This is a genomic window from Streptomyces sp. NPDC093260 (assembly GCF_040683715.1).
GTDB classification, from domain to species: domain Bacteria; phylum Actinomycetota; class Actinomycetes; order Streptomycetales; family Streptomycetaceae; genus Streptomyces; species Streptomyces sennicomposti.
Genome location: NZ_JBFBEK010000012.1, coordinates 81,615 through 99,856 on the forward strand (window position 1 = coordinate 81,615; position 18,242 = coordinate 99,856).

At 72.5% G+C, this 18,242-nt stretch carries 6 protein-coding genes; 4 read left to right on the forward strand and 2 right to left on the reverse strand.

Going from position 1 to position 18,242, the window contains the following annotated elements; all coding sequences use genetic code 11:
• The first annotated feature begins 26 nt into the window (after nucleotides 1-26).
• Nucleotides 27-1,952, forward strand: a complete 1,926-nt coding sequence (locus AB0N63_RS17460; RefSeq protein ID WP_365529968.1) for an ABC transporter ATP-binding protein — start codon at nucleotides 27-29, stop codon at nucleotides 1,950-1,952.
• On the opposite strand, the gene AB0N63_RS17465 is transcribed toward AB0N63_RS17460, so the two are convergent.
• Both AB0N63_RS17465 and AB0N63_RS17470 read right to left on the reverse strand, forming a co-directional pair.
• Complete coding sequence (locus AB0N63_RS17465; RefSeq protein WP_365529858.1) at nucleotides 1,909-5,283, reverse strand: LamG-like jellyroll fold domain-containing protein; 3,375 nt, start codon at nucleotides 5,281-5,283, stop codon at nucleotides 1,909-1,911. The genes AB0N63_RS17460 and AB0N63_RS17465 overlap by 44 nt on opposite strands.
• 204 nt (nucleotides 5,284-5,487) lie before the next feature.
• Nucleotides 5,488-7,455: a tachylectin-related carbohydrate-binding protein gene (locus tag AB0N63_RS17470; protein ID WP_365529859.1), complete on the reverse strand. Its 1,968-nt coding sequence runs from the start codon at nucleotides 7,453-7,455 to the stop codon at nucleotides 5,488-5,490.
• A gap of 494 nt (nucleotides 7,456-7,949) precedes the next feature.
• Here AB0N63_RS17470 and AB0N63_RS17475 point away from each other — a divergent pair, with 494 nt between their 5' ends.
• Genes AB0N63_RS17475 through AB0N63_RS17485 form a run of 3 tightly spaced genes read left to right on the forward strand, consistent with a single transcriptional unit; the run spans nucleotide 7,950 to nucleotide 18,217 of the window.
• Nucleotides 7,950-17,606, forward strand: a complete 9,657-nt coding sequence (locus tag AB0N63_RS17475) for a polymorphic toxin-type HINT domain-containing protein (protein WP_365529860.1) — start codon at nucleotides 7,950-7,952, stop codon at nucleotides 17,604-17,606.
• A 17-nt stretch (nucleotides 17,607-17,623) separates the two neighbouring features.
• On the forward strand, nucleotides 17,624-17,917 hold the full coding sequence (locus tag AB0N63_RS17480; RefSeq protein ID WP_365529861.1) for a hypothetical protein: 294 nt from the start codon (nucleotides 17,624-17,626) through the stop codon (nucleotides 17,915-17,917).
• Between the two features lie 60 nt (nucleotides 17,918-17,977).
• Nucleotides 17,978-18,217, forward strand: coding sequence for a hypothetical protein (locus AB0N63_RS17485; RefSeq protein WP_365529862.1), 240 nt, complete (start codon nucleotides 17,978-17,980; stop codon nucleotides 18,215-18,217).
• Nucleotides 18,218-18,242: the final 25 nt, after the last annotated feature.

Sequence of the window (18,242 nt, forward strand, 5' to 3'; positions counted from 1 at the left end):
TGAGGTCCTACGTTCACCTCATGAGCATGGAGACCACCGCCTGGGCCCAGCTGCGCAGCGTCATCGACGCCCAGCAGGGCCACCGCCCCTTCGCCCGCGCGACGCTGCGCCGCATCGGCGCGTTCGCCCGCCCGCACCGCCGTCGCATCGCCGCCTTCGTCGCCCTGGGGGTGGTGACCGCGCTGCTCGCGGTGGCCACCCCGGTCCTCGCCGGACGGGTGGTGGACGCGATCGTCTCGCACGGCGACCGCGCCGTCGTCGTCCGCCTCGCCCTGCTGATCGCGGCGATCGCCGTCGCCGAGGCGGCGCTCGGCATCCTCGGCCGGCGGCTGTCGGCGACGCTCGGCGAAGGGCTCATCCTCGACCTGCGCACGGCCGTCTTCGACCATGTGCAGCGCATGCCTGTCGCGTTCTTCACCCGCACCCGCACCGGGGCGCTCGTCTCCCGGCTCAACAACGACGTCATCGGCGCCCAGCGCGCCTTCAGCACCACCTTGTCCGGAGTCGTGAGCAACGTGGTCACCCTGCTGCTCACCCTCGCTGTCATGCTCACCCTGTCCTGGCAGATCACCCTGCTCGCGCTGACGCTGCTTCCGCTGTTCGTGCTCCCGGCCCGGCGGATGGGCGCCCGGATGGCCCGGATGCAGCGCGAGGCGGCCACGCTGAACGCCGCGATGGGCACCCGGATGACCGAGCGCTTCTCCGCCCCCGGCGCCACCCTCGTCAAGCTCTTCGGCCGCCCCGGGGAAGAGTCGGCGCAGTTCGCGGCCCGCGCCCGACGGGTCCGGGACATCGGCATCCGCACGGCGACGGCGCAGTCGGTGTTCCTGACCGCCCTGACCCTGGTGTCCTCCCTCGCGCTCGCCCTGGTCTACGGCCTCGGCGGCTGGTTCGCCCTGCGCGGCGCCCTGGAACCGGGCGCCGTGGTCTCCCTCGCCCTGCTGCTCACCCGCCTGTACGCCCCGCTCACCGCGCTGGCCGGGGCGCGGGTGGAGGTGATGAGCGCCCTGGTCAGCTTCGAGCGGGTCTTCGAGGTGCTGGACCTCCGACCGCTGATCCAGGAGAGGCCGGACGCCCGCGAGGTCCCGGACGGCCCGGTCGCGGTCGAGTTCGACGGCGTCCGCTTCGGCTACCCGGCCGCCGACAAGGTCTCCCTCGCCTCCCTGGAGGAAGTGGCGAGCCTCGACACCCGAGGGGGCGAACAGGTCCTGCACGGCGTCTCCTTCCGCGCCGAACCCGGCCGCACCGTCGCCCTGGTCGGCTCCTCCGGCGCCGGGAAGTCCACCGTCGCGGCGCTGCTGCCGCGCCTGTACGACGTTGACGCGGGCGCCGTGCGCGTCGGCGGCGTGGACGTGCGCGACCTGAGCGCCGCCTCCCTGCGGGCCACGGTCGGCATGGTCACCCAGGACGGCCACCTCTTCCACGACTCGGTCCGCGCCAACCTGCTGCTGGCCCGGCCGGAGGCGAGCGAGGCGGACCTGTGGGACGCGCTGCGCCGGGCCCGCCTCGACGCCCTGGTCCGCGCCCTGCCCGACGGCCTGGACACGGTCGTCGGCGAACGCGGCTACCGCCTCTCCGGCGGCGAACGCCAGCGGATGACCATCGCCCGGCTGCTGCTCGCCCGCCAGCGGGTCGTCATCCTGGACGAGGCCACCGCCCACCTCGACAACACCTCGGAGGCCGCCGTCCAGGAAGCCCTCACCGAGGCCCTGGCCGGCCGCACCGCCCTGGTGATCGCCCACCGGCTGTCCACGGTGCGCGCCGCCGATCTGATCCTCGTCCTGGAGGCGGGCCGGATCGTCGAACGCGGCACCCATGACGAGCTGCTGGCGGCGGGCGGCCGGTACGCGGAACTGCACCGCACCCGGTTCACCGAGCGGGCGCGGCCGGGCGGGGCCACGCAGCAGCTCACATCCGGGCGTACGGCCGGGGCGACAGCGTCTCGAACGTGAGCCGGACGGTGGTGGCCGTCCCGGTGTCCGCGTCGGAGGTCCGCAGCGCGGTCACCTCGTCCGCCGTCAGCGCGCGCCGCACCAGCCGGAACTCGTCCAGGGAGCCCTTGAGCCGGTCGGCCCCGTCCGGCCGGGCCCCCAGATGGAACCCGGCCACGGCGAAGCCGTCGTCGTACGTCACCGAGCCGGCCGGGGCCGCGGCCTCGCCGGGCGTCCCGCCGTCCACCGACAGGCTCAGCTTCCCGCCCGAGCGCTGGAGCACCACGTGGTGCCAGGCGCCGTCGCCGAAGGCGGAGGCCGCGCTGCCGTCGGCGGCGTAGACGGTGGTGGTGGCCGTGTCGGTCTGGAGCACGGCGGCGAGCCGGTCCTGGCCCGGCTGCGCCCGCAGATACAGCTGCCGTTCGGCGCTGCCGACACCGTAGGCCCAGAAGACCACCTGGTTGGCGCTGGTCTGGCCGGCCGTGTAACGCAGCCAGGTCGCCACGGTGAAGTCACGGGAGCCGAAGGCCGTGTCCGCGCCGTAGGGCACCTCGACGGAGTCGTCCGTGCCGTCCAGGGCGAGCCCGGCGCCGAACCTGCCGCCGCCGGCCGAGGTCACCGGCCGGGCCCCGCCCCGCACGTAGGCGTGGTCGCAGTGCACCGACGCGTCGGGAGTGGCCGGCCCGGGGGCCGGCCGGGCCACCAGATGCGACTCGGTGCTGCCGTTCTCCATCGTCCACGCCAGGGCGGGCCGGTCGGCCGGATAGCCGCCCGCGGAACCGGCGGCGGACCGCGCCACCCGGGTCAGCTCGTCCGCCGTCAGCGCCCGCTTGTAGAGCCGGACCTCGTCCAGGGAGCCGGTGAACACGTCCAGGTCGCCCGGCTTGGAGCCGACCCGCAGTCCTTCCGGCGTGGCGGCGGAGGTGAGCGCGCCCGACAGGCCGGTCGCCTCGGCGGACGCGGTGCCGTCGACGCTCAGCCGCAGTGTGCTCCCGCTGCGGGTGAGGGCCAGCAGATGCCAGGCGCCGTCCCCGAAGGCGGGCGCCGTGCCGGTGTCCGCGAGCGTCACCTGCACCGGGCCCGCGGGGGTCTCGGCCCACCCGAACAGCCGCCGCTGGGCGGGCTGTGCCCGCACCCACAGCGAGGGTTCGCCGGAGACCGAGCCGTAGGCCCACAGCAGCGCGGCGTTCGGGTCGGACGCGGTCAGGGTGTGCCGGAACCACAGGGTGTAGGTGAAGTCGCCCGCGCCGACGTCGAGGGCCGGCAGATAGGGGACCTCGACGCCGGGCCGGGACGACGAGAGGGAGACCGCGCCCTTGCCGATCCGGCCGGCCACCTCGCCGGGCACCCCGCCGAGGAGGGTGCCGTCGGCGCAGTGCCCGGTGACGTCGTCCTCGATCGGGACCTGGGTCAGCGCGGGCGCGTCGGCCGTGTCGACGACCTGGAACGGCAGCCGCACCGCGAGCGAACCGGCCGCCGGGGCGGCGTCGTTGGCCGTGCGCAGCGTGGCGAGCTGTGCGTCGGTCAGGGCGGCGCGGTACATCCGGAACTCGTCCAGGGCGCCGTTGAAGGGGTCGCCGGCCGCCGTCTCGGGCTTGGCGCCGAGCCGGATGCCGTCGGCCCCGGCGACCCGGCCGGAACTGACGGACCCGGCCACCCCGGCGGCCTGCGCCGAGGTCGTGCCGTCCACCGCGAGGGTGATCCGGCCGCCCTCGCGCACCAGCGTCAGCTGGTGCCAGGCGTCGTCGCCGAACGCCGTCGACGGACCGGAGTCGGGCAGGGCGACGGAGGCGGTGCCGCCGGTGCCCTGCACCCAGGCGTACAGCCGGTCCTGGCCGGGCTGGGCCCGCACCCACACCTGCGGTTGCGCCGCGCCGAACCCGTAGGCCCACATCAGCACCCGCGCCTGGGTGTCCGTGGCCTGCGCCTTGTACTTGAAGAACAGCGAACAGGTGAAGTCGCCGTCGCCCGGGTCGAGACCCGGCGCGTACGGCACGTCGGCGTACTCGCCGGTGGCGTCGAGGACCAGACCCTGGTTCCAGCGTCCGGCGCCGAGCGTCGAACCGCCCGCCAGATACGCGTCGTCGGCGTCCGCGGCGGTGTCCGGGGTGGTGCGGCCGGCGGCCCGGGAGGCCTGCGGGTAGACCGCACCGGTGAAGGTGCCGGGCACGCCGGCCGCCGCCGGGGTGAAGCGGTTGAAGTAGACGTTGGCTGCGGAGAACCCGTCGCCGCCCTCGTAGACCAGGCCGATCTCGCCGTCGGTCAGCTCGGCCAGGTCGGAGTACCCGGCCCGCTTGGCGTTGATCTGCGCCCCGTCCTTCCAGGTGGCGCCGCGGTCCGTGGAGTAGCGGATGCGCATGTTCTGCCGGTCCGTGGCGTGCCCCGGCGCCGACAGGACGAGCGTGTCGCCCGGCCTGGTCCGGTACGTCTGCTCCAGCGCGAGGACGGAGCCCTGCACCTCCGGCGTGGTCAGCGAGGGCACCACCTGTTGCGCGGGCACGGTCGCGCCTGCGTCGCTGCTGACGGCGTGGGTGCGGTGTCCGGACGACGTGCCGTTGTTGTTGCGGGCGTTGAGGTAGACCTGCCCGTTGTCGAGTTCGGCCACGGAGGGCTCGCCCGGCGCCAGCCCGGGCCCGGCGGAGTCGGCCGTGTCGCTCGCGAACCACTGGTCGCCGTCGTCGCTGTAGATGACCCCCACGAGCTGGCGGTGATCGGCCCCCGGCGGCGACTCGTACGCCCCCACCACCAGCCGGCCCGGCTTGTCGCCGCGTTCGAGCTGGATGCCGTGCGAGGGGCCGGTGCCGAACCAGCCGTCCTGCGGGTCGGACAGCCGCGGCAGCCGCTCGGGCGCGCCGAAGGTCAGCCCGTCGTCCGTGCTGCGCTGCACCCACGGCAGCCGTCTGCCGCCGGGCTCGGCCGGTTCCGAGGTGGAGAGCAGGTGCACGTCGCCGGTGCGCAGGTCGGCGACGGGGGAGGGGTTGCCGCGCGTGTAGGGGGCCTCCGGGTCGGTGTCGCTGCCGGCGAGCGCCACCCGGATCGGGCCCCAGGTGCGGCCGTCGTTGGTGGAGCGGCGGACGACGATGTCGATCGCGCCCCGGTCGGCGCAGGAGGGCGAGCGGCGGGCCTCGGCGAAGGCGAGCAGGGCGCCCGTCTTGGTGCGGACGATGGTGGGGATGCGGAAACAGCCGTACCCGGCGGTCCCGGAGCGGAAGAGGATCTGTTCGCTTCCGACGAGACCGTCGGCCGACGGCTGCGTGCCGCTCGCGACGGCGGGCGGGGCGAGGGCCCCGAGGAGGATCAGGGCCAGGGTGAGGAGGGCGGCGCCTGGGCCGCGTATGCGTAGCCGGGACACGGCGATGCAGACCTTTCTGAGGCGGGAGGGATGTGCGGTGCGGACCGCAGGGCGCGGACGCGACGGGCCTTCGGGCCCGGACCCCGGCCGTCGACGGACCGCGCCCGGCCCGCCCCGGACCCCGGCGGAGCGAGGGCGGGGCGGGCGGCGGCCGGCGCGGTGGTGACGGGCGTCGGGCCGCCGCCGACCGGCCCTAGCGGGCGCTCACTTGGCGGGCGGCGCGGGCAGCTCGGCGTCGCGGAACGTCGGCGCGTCGGCCGCGGCGCGCATCGCGCTGAGCGAGGAGGACTGCTGGACCTGGTAGATGCGGGTCTGGTTGTCGGTGGTGCGGAAGGTGTAGGCCCAGGTCGGGCCGGTGGGGTTGGTGTAGGTGAAGGCGGTCGGGTCGGTGGCCGAGGTCTCGTAGCTCTCCTGCTTCCAGGCGCGCCACTGACCGCTGCCCTGGGCGGTCTCGCCCGTGCCGTAGACGTAGCCGTCGGTACCGCGCACGACGATCTCGGTGAGGCCGGTCAGCGGGGAGATGACGGCGCTGGGGGAGCCCTGCGCGGTGATGCCGGGGACGGTCTCCCAGGCGCCGTAGGCCCCGCCCTCGGCGGACTGCGCGGTGGTGAGCACGTTGCCGCCGGCGTCCGTGGCGAAGACCCGCACGCGGTAGCCCGGGTAGACGATGACCGACGGCGTGCCGGCGACGGCCTGGACGCCGAGGCCCGTCCACGCCGACAGCGTGCCGTTCTCCTTGAACTGGGCGGTGGCCAGTGTGCCGTCGGTCTTCCGGCCGAAGAGCTGGATGCCGTCGCGCACGGTGACGGCGGTGAAGGGGCCGGAGAAGCCGGTGCCGGCGAGCGGCGTCCAGCCCATGAAGTCGACGTTGGCACGCTGCTGGATGCGGTACCAGGGCTTGCCGTCGGCGTCCACGGCGAACTGGGTCATGAGACCGCTGGGCGTCTTTCCGGTGACCGGGTGCTGCCGCATGGCGCCGGCCAGGTTGATCCAGTTGCCCCAGTCGGCGCCGCCCACGGCGCTCTGGTTGCGCTGCCAGACGCTGCCGGAGGTGTTGTGGGCGGTGACGACGACGCGGCCGTCGCTGTGCGCGGAGAGCGAGGGCCGGCCGGTGAAGGCTTCCTGGCCCGAGATCACCGTCCACTGGGCGTTGTTGATGTCGGCCGGGTCGGTGCGGCCGTGGACCAGGCGGCCGATGTTGTCGGTGTAGGCGATCTCCAGCTTGCCGTCGGACGCCTGCATGACCGTGTTGGGGGTGTACGGCTCCAGCGGCACGGGCGTCGCCGCGGGCGTGTGGTCGACGTTCAGCTTGCAGATGTCGGGCGCCGCCGAGACCGAGACGTAGCCGGCCCAGCCGGACGCCTCCACCTGCTTGTTGTAGACGGGGAAGTCCCGGGTGTCCTCGTCGTAGCGGTAGTAGGCGACCGCGCCGCCGCCCTTGACGCGGAACAGCGTGTCGCCGCCGTACGACGACATGAACCTGGTGTCGCTCCAGTCGGCGGCGGACGCCAGCACGTGGCGCTCGATCCAGCGCTGGCTGGTGTAGTCGTAGCGCGACCGGTAGAGCCTGCCGTCGGTGGCGTCGCGGCCGTAGATGACGCCCGTCTCGCCCGCGTAGACGGCGTCGTAGTTCCAGCCCTTGTCGACGATCTTGCCGCTGCCCTCGACGAACTTGTCGGCGTCCGCGTCGTAGCGGTACCAGCGCAGGTCGTTGGTGGCGCCGGAGAGCGACCAGATGTAGCCGCCCCGGTCGATGGTGATGTCGTCGGTCCGGCCGGCGGCCCTGAACTGGGTGAAGTCGGAGCTGATCTTGCGGTGGTGGACGTCCCAGGTGGTGGTGGCGGTGACCCGGTGGCTGTAGTACAGGCCGTCCGACTTGATGCCGTAGAACCGGGCGCCGGGGCCGGCGAGCATGACGCCGTAGCCGGTCCAGGTGCTGTCGATGGTGTTGCCGGCGGGCAGGGCGTTGCCGACCGCCGGGTTCGGCATGTCGGCTCTGTTGAGCTTGCCCGTGGAATCCAGGGTGTACGTCGCCCCGTTGGTGCCGCAGGTCAGCGACACGGCGGCCGCCGCGGGAGCGGAGGGCAGCGCGCCGGTGAGCGGCAGGGCCGTCGCCAGGGCCGCGGCCAGAGCGGTGGCGGAAACGAGTGCGCGAGGTGAGATCCGATGCATGACGTGGACGGTAAGCATCGGACGGTGAACGCTGCCGTTTCAGTCAGATGAACAGAGATCTCCGCTAGGAATCCTGAAGGTAAACGGATCGTCTCAACCGCGTTCGGATAGAGCCAAGTTGATGGTATATCGGTTCGGCACTCCCCGAATTCGGCGGCGCCGGCCCGCCGAGAGGGCTTTCTTCGCGGCGCGAGATGAACGCCGGGTGTACTTTCCTCCTCATTCCGCTGAACGTGGTTTCCGGCGGTCGCCGGGCCGTCCGGCCGCAGGTGAAAGGGAATCGGGGGGCCGAGACTGTAAGTGGCCTGTGGAAATACTGAGTTCCGGCGGGTGACGGGCCCCAGGACATGATCACAAGGTGATCACGCCCGGATGAATGGACTGGACATCCTGTCGACAAGCAACCCGACGAGCCGTCAGTCTCGCTGCCGATCATCTGTTCGGCCTGTGGGGGAACCGTGACGGCGTACCGGAAACGTGTGTGCAAGCTGCTGATGCCCAGACTTGTGCGCTCGCGCTGGGGCACGGCCGTCGCGCTCGCCCTGGCGACGGTGATCGCCGTCGGCTCGCTCGCCGTGGCGGGCGCCGGCATCCATCTCTTCCCCCCCGATCCGGCCGCCGCCGAGGGCCCCGGCCAGCGCTGGGGCAGTGCCGAGGGGCTGAGCCACGAGGCGGGCGGCCGGCGCAACAACGAGGTGCCCCGGTCGCTGCGGGCCAAGTACCCGCTGAAGAACCCGGCCGTCGCACGGCCCGCGGTGCGCAGGAACACCGTGCGGGTGAGCGCCCCGGATCCCGCGCCGGTCAAGGGCTTCGACCGCGCGACGAGCAAGGAGATCGTCGCCGAGCGCGACGCCCGCAGCCGCACCTACGCCAACGAGGACGGCACCCGCACCAGCGAGATCTCCACCGACCCCGTCAACTACCGCGACGCGCGCGGCGACTGGCGGCCCATCGACACCTCGCTCGTCCAGGACGGCGACGGCTGGACCAACGCCGCGGACTCCGTGGCCCTGCACCTGGCCGGCCGGGCCGACGCCGGCGAACTGGCCGGCGTCACCCTGCCGTCCGGCGAGTCCTTCGGCTACGGGCTGAGCGGCGCCGCCTCCGTGCCGGGCCGCGCGGACGGTGCCCGCGTCGGCTACGAGCAGGTGCTCCCCGAGACCGACCTCTGGCTGGACTCCCGGGCGGGCGGGGTCAAGGAGACCCTCGTCCTGAAGTCCGCCACCGCCCCCGGCAGCTTCCTCTTCCCGCTCCGCCTCAAGGGCCTCACCGCCGAGGCCCACGGCGGGGCGATCACGCTCACCGACGCCCAGGGACACGCCCGCGCCGTCATTCCGGCCGGGTTCATGGAGGACGCCGCCCAGGCCGTCTCGCACGACGTGTCCTACGAACTCGTCCGGCAGCCCGGTGGCGGCCAGGCGCTCAAGGTGACCGCCGACCCCAAGTGGCTCGCGGACCCGGCCCGTTCCTTCCCCGTCCGCATCGACCCCTCCGTCGACACGACGACCGCCTCCACCTCCATGACGGTGCGCGGCGGCGGCTCCCTCGTCGGCTCCAGCGAACTCCAGGTCGGCAAGGGCCCGGACGGCGCCTCCGCCGCCTACCTCGGCTTCCCCGGTCTGGACGAGGAACTGCGGTACCACCAGATCTTCGGCGTGCAGCTCCAGGTCGTGAACTTCGACTCCGCCTCCTGCAAGCCGCGTTCGGTCTCCGTGCACCCCGTGACCCAGGCGTGGACCGCCGGCACCGGCACCGCCTACCCCGGCCCCTCGGTCGGCGGCGCTCTCGCCTCGAAGTCCTTCGCCTACGGCCACATCGACTTCGGCCAGTCGAGGTCCGCCTGCCCCACCGCCGGGGAACTCTTCGACCTCGGCAAGGGCGGCCGCGACCTCGTCCAGCGCTGGGTCGACGGCACCCAGGCCAACTACGGGCTGTCCCTGCGGGCTTCGGCCACCGACCCGCTCGGCTTCAAGAAGTTCACCGGCCACGCCACGGCCAACCCGCCCAAGCTGTACGTCACGCACTCCCCGTACAACGCCTCCTACAGCTTCCCCAAGCCCGTCCCCGACCCGCCGGTGCTCCAGAACCAGGCCGGGAAGGTGCAGGTCTCCGTCACCAACAAGGGCGCCGAGACCTGGACGCCGTCCACCTACTACCTCGCCTACCGCGCCTACGACAAGAAGGGCAAGCTGGTCACCCAGCAGCGCGCGGGCGCCCTCACCGGCAACGTCGCGCACGGTGCCAGGGCGACGGTGGACGCCACCATCAAGGCGCTCCCGCCGGGCGTCTACCTGCTCGACTTCACGATGGTCCGCCAGGGCGGCAAGGTCTTCACCGACGAACAGGTGCCGCCGGGCCGGCTCACCCTCCAGGTCTTCGACATCGCGCCGGTGGTCAAGGAGCAGTTCCCGCCCAACGGCTACCAGGCCCAGACCCTGACCCCGCAGCTGTGGGCGGCCGGCGTCGACATCGACGCGCCCCCCGGCTCCGCGCTCCAGTACAAGTTCGAGATCTGCGAGGCCGGCAAGGACGGCAAGCCGACCGCCTGCACCACCTCGTCGTACCAGACGAGTTCGGCGTACCCGGTGCCCGCCGGCCGGCTCAAGTGGGGCACCACCTATCTGTGGCGCGGCTTCGTCAAGGACGCCTCCAACGAGGTGCCCACCCAGCAGGTGGCCCTGGTCGCCACCGTGCCGCAGCCCGAGATCACCTCGCACCTCTCCGGGGCGCAGGGCAAGGAGTTCGACCCGAACGTCGGCAACTTCACCGCCAGCGCGACCGACGCCTCCCTCGCCGGCGTCGGCCCCGACCTGACCCTCATCCGCACGTACAACAGCCTCGACCCGCGGCGCGACCTCGCCTTCGGCGCGGGCTGGACGACCCGCTTCGACATGCGGCTCACCCCCGACGACGACGGCAGCGGCAACGTCGTCATCCGCTACCCCGACGGCCAGGACGTCCGCTTCGGCAAGAACGCCGACGGGACCTACGCCCCGCCGCCCGGCCGGTTCGCCAAGCTGACCTACGACTCCGCCGGCGACACCTACCGTCTCCAGGACAAGTCCGGCACGACGTACGACTTCAGCACCGGCGGCCTGCTCGCGAAGATCACCGACCCGTACTCCAACTCGGTCACCTACACCTACAGCGCCGGCAAGCTCGCCACCGCGATCAACAACCGCACCACCCGCTCGCTGACCTTCACCTGGACCGGCGCGCACGTCACCAGGGTCCAGACGACCCCCGTCGACGGCGCCCCGCTGACCTGGACGTACAGCTACACCGGCGATCTGCTCGACAAGGTCTGCGACCCGCTGAACGGCTGCACCCAGTACGCCTACGGCGGCGGCAGCCACTACGCCTCCACCGTGCTCGACTCCCGCCCCGAGTCCTACTGGCGCCTGGGCGAGGAGGAGGGCACCGCGGCCGCCAGCGCCAACCAGGCCAACCTCGGCAAGGACCGCGGCACCTACCAGAACGTCACCCTCAAGGCCGCCGGCGCGATCAGCGGCGACCCGGGCACCGCCGCCTCCTTCAACGGCTCCACCTCACGCGTCGACCTGCCCGCCGGCACCCTGAAGAAGAGCCGTGACGAAGCGGTCGAGGTGTGGTTCAAGACCATCGCCGGCGGCGTCGGCGGCCCGCTCGTCGGCTACCAGGACAAGGCCTGGGGCACCACGCCCGGCACCGGCGTCCCGATGCTGTACGTCGGCACCGACGGCAAGCTGCGCGGCCAGTTCTGGACCGGTACGGCCGCCCCGATCACCGACATCACCAAGAACGTCAACGACGGCCAGTGGCACCACGCGGCGCTGTCGATGTCCGGCACCACCCAGAGCCTCTACCTGGACGGCAAGCTGTCCGGCACCCTCACCGGCAAGCAGCCGCTCCAGACCGGCCTCACCTACAACCAGATCGGCGCCGCCCACGCCACCACCCCCGCCTCCTGGCCAGGCTGGGGCGCCACCGCCGCCAGGTCCTTCGCCGGCGCCATCGACGACGTCGCCGTCTACCACCACCCGCTGGGCGCCGCCGCCGTCACCGCCCACCACCGCGAGGGCGGCCGCACCGCCGACGTCCTGAGCCGGACCACCCTGCCCAGCGGCCGCACCGCGTCCGAAGTCCAGTACGACACCGCCCGCGACCGCGTCCAGGAGTACACCGACCGCAACGGCGGCACCTGGAAGGTCGGCGCCCCCGCCGTCTTCGGCGACGACAAGGACCTGCGCCGCACCGTCGAGGTCCGCGACCCGATGGACGCCCCCTACTTCTACGAGTACGACGGGCTCTCCTCCCGGCTGCTGCGCTACGGCGAGCCGATGGCGCTCGGCGCCCGCGAGTCCGGCACCCCCTCCCCGTCCCCGTCGCCGACCGGCCCCGGTCAGATCTGCACCCACCCCGACCCGGGCGACCCCGTCTTCTGCACCGACCCGCCCGGCGGCGGCGGCGACGGACCCGACTTCATCCGCTATCCGGTCGACGGCGTCGCCATCCGTTCCTTCGAGTACGACGACAACGGCTTCCAGACCGGCATCACCAGCGAGAACGGCGACAAGGTCACCCTCGGCTACGACGACCGGGGCAACGTGACCAGCCGGACCACCTGCCGTGCCGCCGGCGACTGCCACACCACGTACACCACCTACCCCGCGGCCGCCGGCGACTTCGACCTGCGCGCCGACCAGCCCACCGAGACCCGCGACGGCCGGTCCTCCGGCCCCACCGACGACCGCTACCTCATCAAGTACACGTACAACACCAGCGGGGCGCTGCTCACCCAGACGGCGCCCGACGGCGGCACGGCCCGCAACACGTACACCACCGGCGCCGAACCGGCGATCGGCGGCGGCAACACGCCCACCGGGCTGCCGCTCACCACCGCCGACCCGCGCGGCAAGGTCACCCGCTACCAGTACTACAAGAACGGCGACCTGGCCTGGGTGACCGAGCCGTCCGGCCGCGTCACCAAGTACACGTACGACGCGCTCGGCCGCAAGCTCACCGAGACCGTCGTCACGGACGCGCAGCCGGCCGGCACGACCTCCGCCTTCGCCTACGACAAGCTCTCCCGCGTCCACACCCTCACCGACCCGGCGGCCACCAACGCCTTCACCTCGGGCCGGCACCAGCGGCGCACCACCACGGACTACGACGCCGACGGCAACGTGGTGCGCACCGAGATCAGCGACCTGCTCGGCGGGGACGCCGCTCGCGTGATGTCCTTCGACCTGGACGACCACGGCCGCCCGGAACGGGTCACCGACGCCGAGGGCGACGAGACCACGTACACCTACGACGTCTTCGGCAACAAGACGTCGATGGTCGACGCGGGCGGCAACCACTTCGACTACGTCTACACCGCGCGCAACATGATGGCCGAGACCCGGCTGCGCGACTGGGACGACGACGGCGGCGACGACGACTACACGGTCCTCCAGTCCTACGCCTACGACATGGCCGGCCGGCTCGTCCGGCACACCGACTCCATGGGCCGCTCGCTGGTCTACCAGTACTACGGCGACGACCTGGTCAAGTCGATCACCCTCAAGGACTTCCACAACCCCGACGGCACCAAGCGCGACCTCGTCGTGGAGTCCGACACCTACGACGGCGCCGGCAACGTCCTGACCGAGACGACGGCCAACGGCAAGCTCGTCACCCAGTACACCTACGACCCGGTCGGCCGGGTGAAGTCCGAGGTCGCCGACCCCGACGGCCTCGCGCGACGCACCACGTACACCTACGACCCCGCAGGCAACGTGCTGACGACCGCCTCCAGCGGCGCCCCCTCCAACGTCCCCTGGCCGGTCAACGTCAGCGGCGACTCGGTCCGCTACGAGTACGACGACGCGGGCAACGTCGTCCACGAGACCCTGGAGAACGGCGCCGACTCGCGCACCACCGACTACACCTACGACGACCGCGGACTCACCACCTCGAAGACCGACCCGGCGGGCAACAAGACCGAGTACGGCTACGACGAGCTGGGCCGCCCCGTCTCCGTCACCGCGCCCGCCGTGCGGACCGAGTCCGGCGGCAGCGCACCCGCCACCTCCCGGCCCACCACCTTCACCGGCTACGACACCTTCGGCGCCGTGACCGAGTCGGTCGACGCCCTCGGCAACGTCAACCGCACCGCCTACGACCGGCTGGGCCGCGCGATCACCGAGACCGCGCCCTCCTACACCGCGCCCGGCTCCGCCGACACCGTCGCCCCGACCGTCACCAACGCCTACGACGCGCTCGGCAACCTCGTGGAGACCAAGGATCCGCTCGGCCGCGTCACCAAGTTCGAGTACGACCGCCAGAACCGGCTCACCGTCAAGGACGCCCCGGTCGGCACGGGCGACGAGCGGGCCCGCTGGAAGTACACCTACACCCGCACCGGCGAACTGCTGTCGGTCACGGACCCGAACGGCGGCCGCGCCGAGACCACCTACGACGACCTGGACCGCCCGGTCACCACCACGCAGATCGAGCGCAAGCCGCAGCCCGGCGCGTTCACCACCCGCAACGAGTACGACGACGCCGGCAACGTGGTGAGGCAGACCTCGCCGAGCGGCGCCGTCAGCCAGTTCGCCTACGACGCCCTCGGGCAGCTCACCCGCATGCAGGAGCCCAGCGGAGTCGTCACCCAGCTCGGCTACGACGCCGAGGGCCGCGAGGTCCGCCACACGGACGGCATGGGCCGCACCACGGCGAAGATCTACGACCAGCTCGGCCAGCTCGTCCAGGACCAGGACCTGGACGCCGCGAACAGCCAGCTGCGCAAGGTCAGTTACACCTACGACAAGGCGGGCAACCTGGTCAGCTCGACCAACCCGCTCAACCGCACGACGACGTACACCTACGACGCCCTCAACCGGATGACCGGCCAGACCGAGCCGGTCTCCGACACCAAGTCCATCACCACCTCCTTCGGCTACGACGCGCTCGGCAACCGCACCCGCTACACCGACGGCCGCGGCAACTCGACGGTCTACACGGTCAACTCGCTCGGTCTCGCCGAGTCGGTGATCGAGCCGGCCACCGCCCGCGACCCGTCCCCGCAGGCCCGCACCTGGACCACGGCGTACGACGCCGCGGGCCAGCCCGTGAAGCTCACCGCCCCGGGCGGCGTGGTCCGCGAACGCGAGTATGACAAGGCGGGACAGCTGGTCCGCGAGACCGGCGGCGGCGCCGCCGCGACCACCCCCGAGAAGCGGTTCCGCTACGACCCGGTGGGCCGGCTGGTCCAGGCCTCGTCCCCCAAGGGCGACGACACCTACGACTACGACGACCGCGGCGGGCTGCTGAGCGCCGCCGGCCCGTCCGGCGACGCCACGTACACCTACGACAGCGACGGCCTGCTCACCAGCCGCACCGACGCGTCCGGCACCGCCTCCTTCGGCTACGTCAAGCAGCAGCTGTCCTCCGCGACCGACCCGCTCACCGGGGTGCGCCAGAGCTACGCCTACGACGGCTCGGGCGCGGTCAAGCAGGTCGACTACGGCGCGGGCCAGTCCCGCAGCCTCACCTACGACGACCTGGGCCGGCTCGACACCGACACGCTGAAGAACAGCGCCGGGCGGACCATGGCCTCCACCGACTACGGCTACGACGACGACGACCGGCTGACGTCCAAGACCACCGCCGGCACCGCCAGGGCCGGGACCAACGCCTACGGTTACGACTACGCTGGCCGCCTCACCTCCTGGACCGCCGACGGCACGACGACCCAGTACGGCTGGGACGACAGCGGCAACCGGGTGAAGAACGGCGCCAAGACGGCGACCTTCGACGAACGCGACCGGCTCCTGACCGACGGCGACTACACCTACGACTACACCTCGCGCGGCACCCTCGCCTCCCGCACCAGCTCCGGCCTGAAGGAGGAGTTCACCTTCGACGCCTTCGACCGGATGGTGAAGGCGGGCGGGTCCGGGACGCAGTACTCCTACGACGCGCTGGACCGCGTCGCGTCCCGCAACGGCGTGGACTTCTCCTACGCCGGCCTTGCCCCCGACCCGGTCAAGGACCAGAGCGCCGCCTACGGCCGCGGCGCCGCCGACGAGCTGCTGTCGGTGGCCGAGAACGGCGGCCCGGCCCGGCTGACGCTGGAGGACGAGCACGGCGACGTCGTCGGCAGCATGTCCGCCGCGGACGGCGCGGCCCCCGCCCTGGACGAGTCCACGGCCTTCGACCCGTTCGGCCAGGTCCTCGGCACCTCCGACGTGTCCGGCAACGCCGGCTACCAGGGCGACTGGACCGACCCGGACACCCGGCAGGTCGACATGCAGTCCCGCTGGTACGACCCCGGGACCGGCGCCTTCGACTCGCGGGACTCCTCCACCTACAGCTCCGGCGCCTCGATCCTCGCCAACCGCTACGCCTACGGCGCCGGCGATCCGCTGGACTACACCGACCCGGACGGCCACTGGCCGAGCTGCGGCTGGTGCAAGAAGGCCGTGAGCTGGACGAGCAAGAAGTTCCACCAGGGCGTCGACTACGTCTCCAAGACCGCTCAGTCCGTCTGGCACGGCGTGCAGTGGGCGTGGCGCAACCCGGGAGCGGCGTTCAAGCTGGCGCTGAACTACGTCGGCAAGGCCGCCAACTGGGTCTACCGGAAGTCGGGTCTGAAGACGGTCGTCGACGCCACCGTCAACGCCGTCACATGGGTCGGCCAGAAGACCGGCGTCGCCCAGTGGGCCCGGGAGAAGGCACGCCAGGCGGCCAGAGCGGCCTACCAGGCCAAGGTCTATCTGACGAAGAAGGCCAAGCAGGCGGCCTCCTTCGCGGCCCGGCACAACCCGATCCCGGCGATCGTCGCGGCCACCAGACCGCTGATCGCCGTCGGCAAGGCGATCGTCACCGCCGACCCCAACCTCCCGGCGATCATCGTCGGCGCCGCCGTCCAGGTGGTCGCCGACGCCGCCAAGGCCGCGGACGCCATCCGCGACGAGGTCGTCAAGCAGGTCGGCAGCGTCGTGGAGACCGTCTCGGACGCGGTCGACTGGGGCGAGGTCTGGGACGGCGTCAAGACGGTCGGCAACATCGTCGGCGACGTCACCGGCTTCAACGACATCAAGAACTGCGTCACCACCGGCGACATGGAGTCCTGCGCCTGGGCGGCGGCCACCGTGGGCGGCATCGTCCTCGGCGGCGCCGGCGCGGCGGCGGTCCGGGCGGCCAAGGCCGGCCGGATGGCGGCCAAGGCGGCGAAGTACGCCGACGAGATCGCCAAGGCGGCGGAGAAGGGCAAGAAGGTCCTCAACGAGGCCGAGGAGGTGGCCGACTGCGTCTCCACGGCCGGCGACGTGGCTTCGCTGGCCAGCGCCAACAGCTTCGTCCCCGGTACGGACGTCGTGATGGCCGACGGCAGCCGCAAACCGATCGAGGAGGTGAAGGAGGGCGACGAGGTCCTCGCCACCGACCCGACCACCGGCGAGACCTCCAAGGAGAAGGTCACCGGCACCATCGAGGGCGAGGGCGCCAAGCACCTCGTCCGGATCACCGTCGACACCGACGGCGACCGGGGGCAGGCGACCGACACCATCACGGCGACCGAGGGCCATCCCTTCTGGGTCCCGGACCTGAAGAAGTGGCTGAAGGCCGGCGAACTGAAGCCCGGCCAGTGGCTCCAGACCGGCTCCGGCACCTGGGTCCAGGTCGACGCGGTCACCGCCTGGACCCAGCAGGCGGCCGTCCACAACCTGACGGTCGACACCGCCCACACGTACTACGTCGCGGTGGGCGACACGTCGACGCTGGTCCACAACTGCGGCCCGTCCCCGGACCTCGTCGGATACGCGGACTTCCTCCGCCCGCACTCCAAGAAGCGCGGAGTGGTCTACGCGGCGAAGTACACCTCTCCCTCGGGCCGGAGCTACTTCGGCTACAACGGACACGGGCTGGAGGCGAAGCCCGGAGGACTCCTCGACCGGATGATCCGCCAGAAGGGCAAGCGCGGCCACGACCAGTGTGCCGAGACCATGTGCATGATTCTCGCCGAGCAGGCGGAAGGCGACTCGGCCCTGCTCAACGGGACGATGGAGGTGGTGAGGGTCCGGGGACTGAATTCCGGGGGCACCGCCCACGGCACCCCTGCGACGCCCTGCGCGCACACCTGCCAGCCACGTCTCGACTGGGTCGGCATCGACCACGACAAGTAGCCGAGGAGGACAAGGACATGCCCGGCATCACGGACGAGCAGGCGTTCAGGAAGGCGGCGGCGCGGGTGGTCGACCTCGTGTTCACCGACGACGACGCCTATCTGGACGCTCTGCCCGAGGCGGTGGAGAGCGCCATCGCGACGCCTCTCGCGGAGGTCTATCTCGCACTGGAGGAAGGACGCCCGCTGGAGCGACTCGACCGGGCGGTACGCCTGCTGGTCGACGTGGCCGGGGGCGTGATGTCCGAGATGCCGCCCGAACTGGCGGACCTGCTGCGAGAGCTGCGGTTCGCCGGGCGAGGACGCAGGTGAGGCGCTCTCCGGATCCGCCCGGCCCCGGCCGCCGACCGGGCGGGGGCCGCTGACGACGGCATGGCGCGTCGCACTGCGACGCCACGACTGGCCCGCGCTGCGCTGCGGCTGCGGGCGGCCGGGGGCGTGGCCGTGGTGCGCGAGGGCGTCGTCACGCCGTACGCCGAGGGCGCGTCCGGGGACGCCGGGGGCGTCTTCGGCATCCTGGGGTTCGTCGGCGAGGACGACGACCGGCTGGAGTTCTGCCGGTCCGCCCGCGCCGCGGCCCCCCGAGGCGACGTGACCGGTGCCTCGCCGTAGCCCCGGGCGGCCCTTTCCCGCCCGG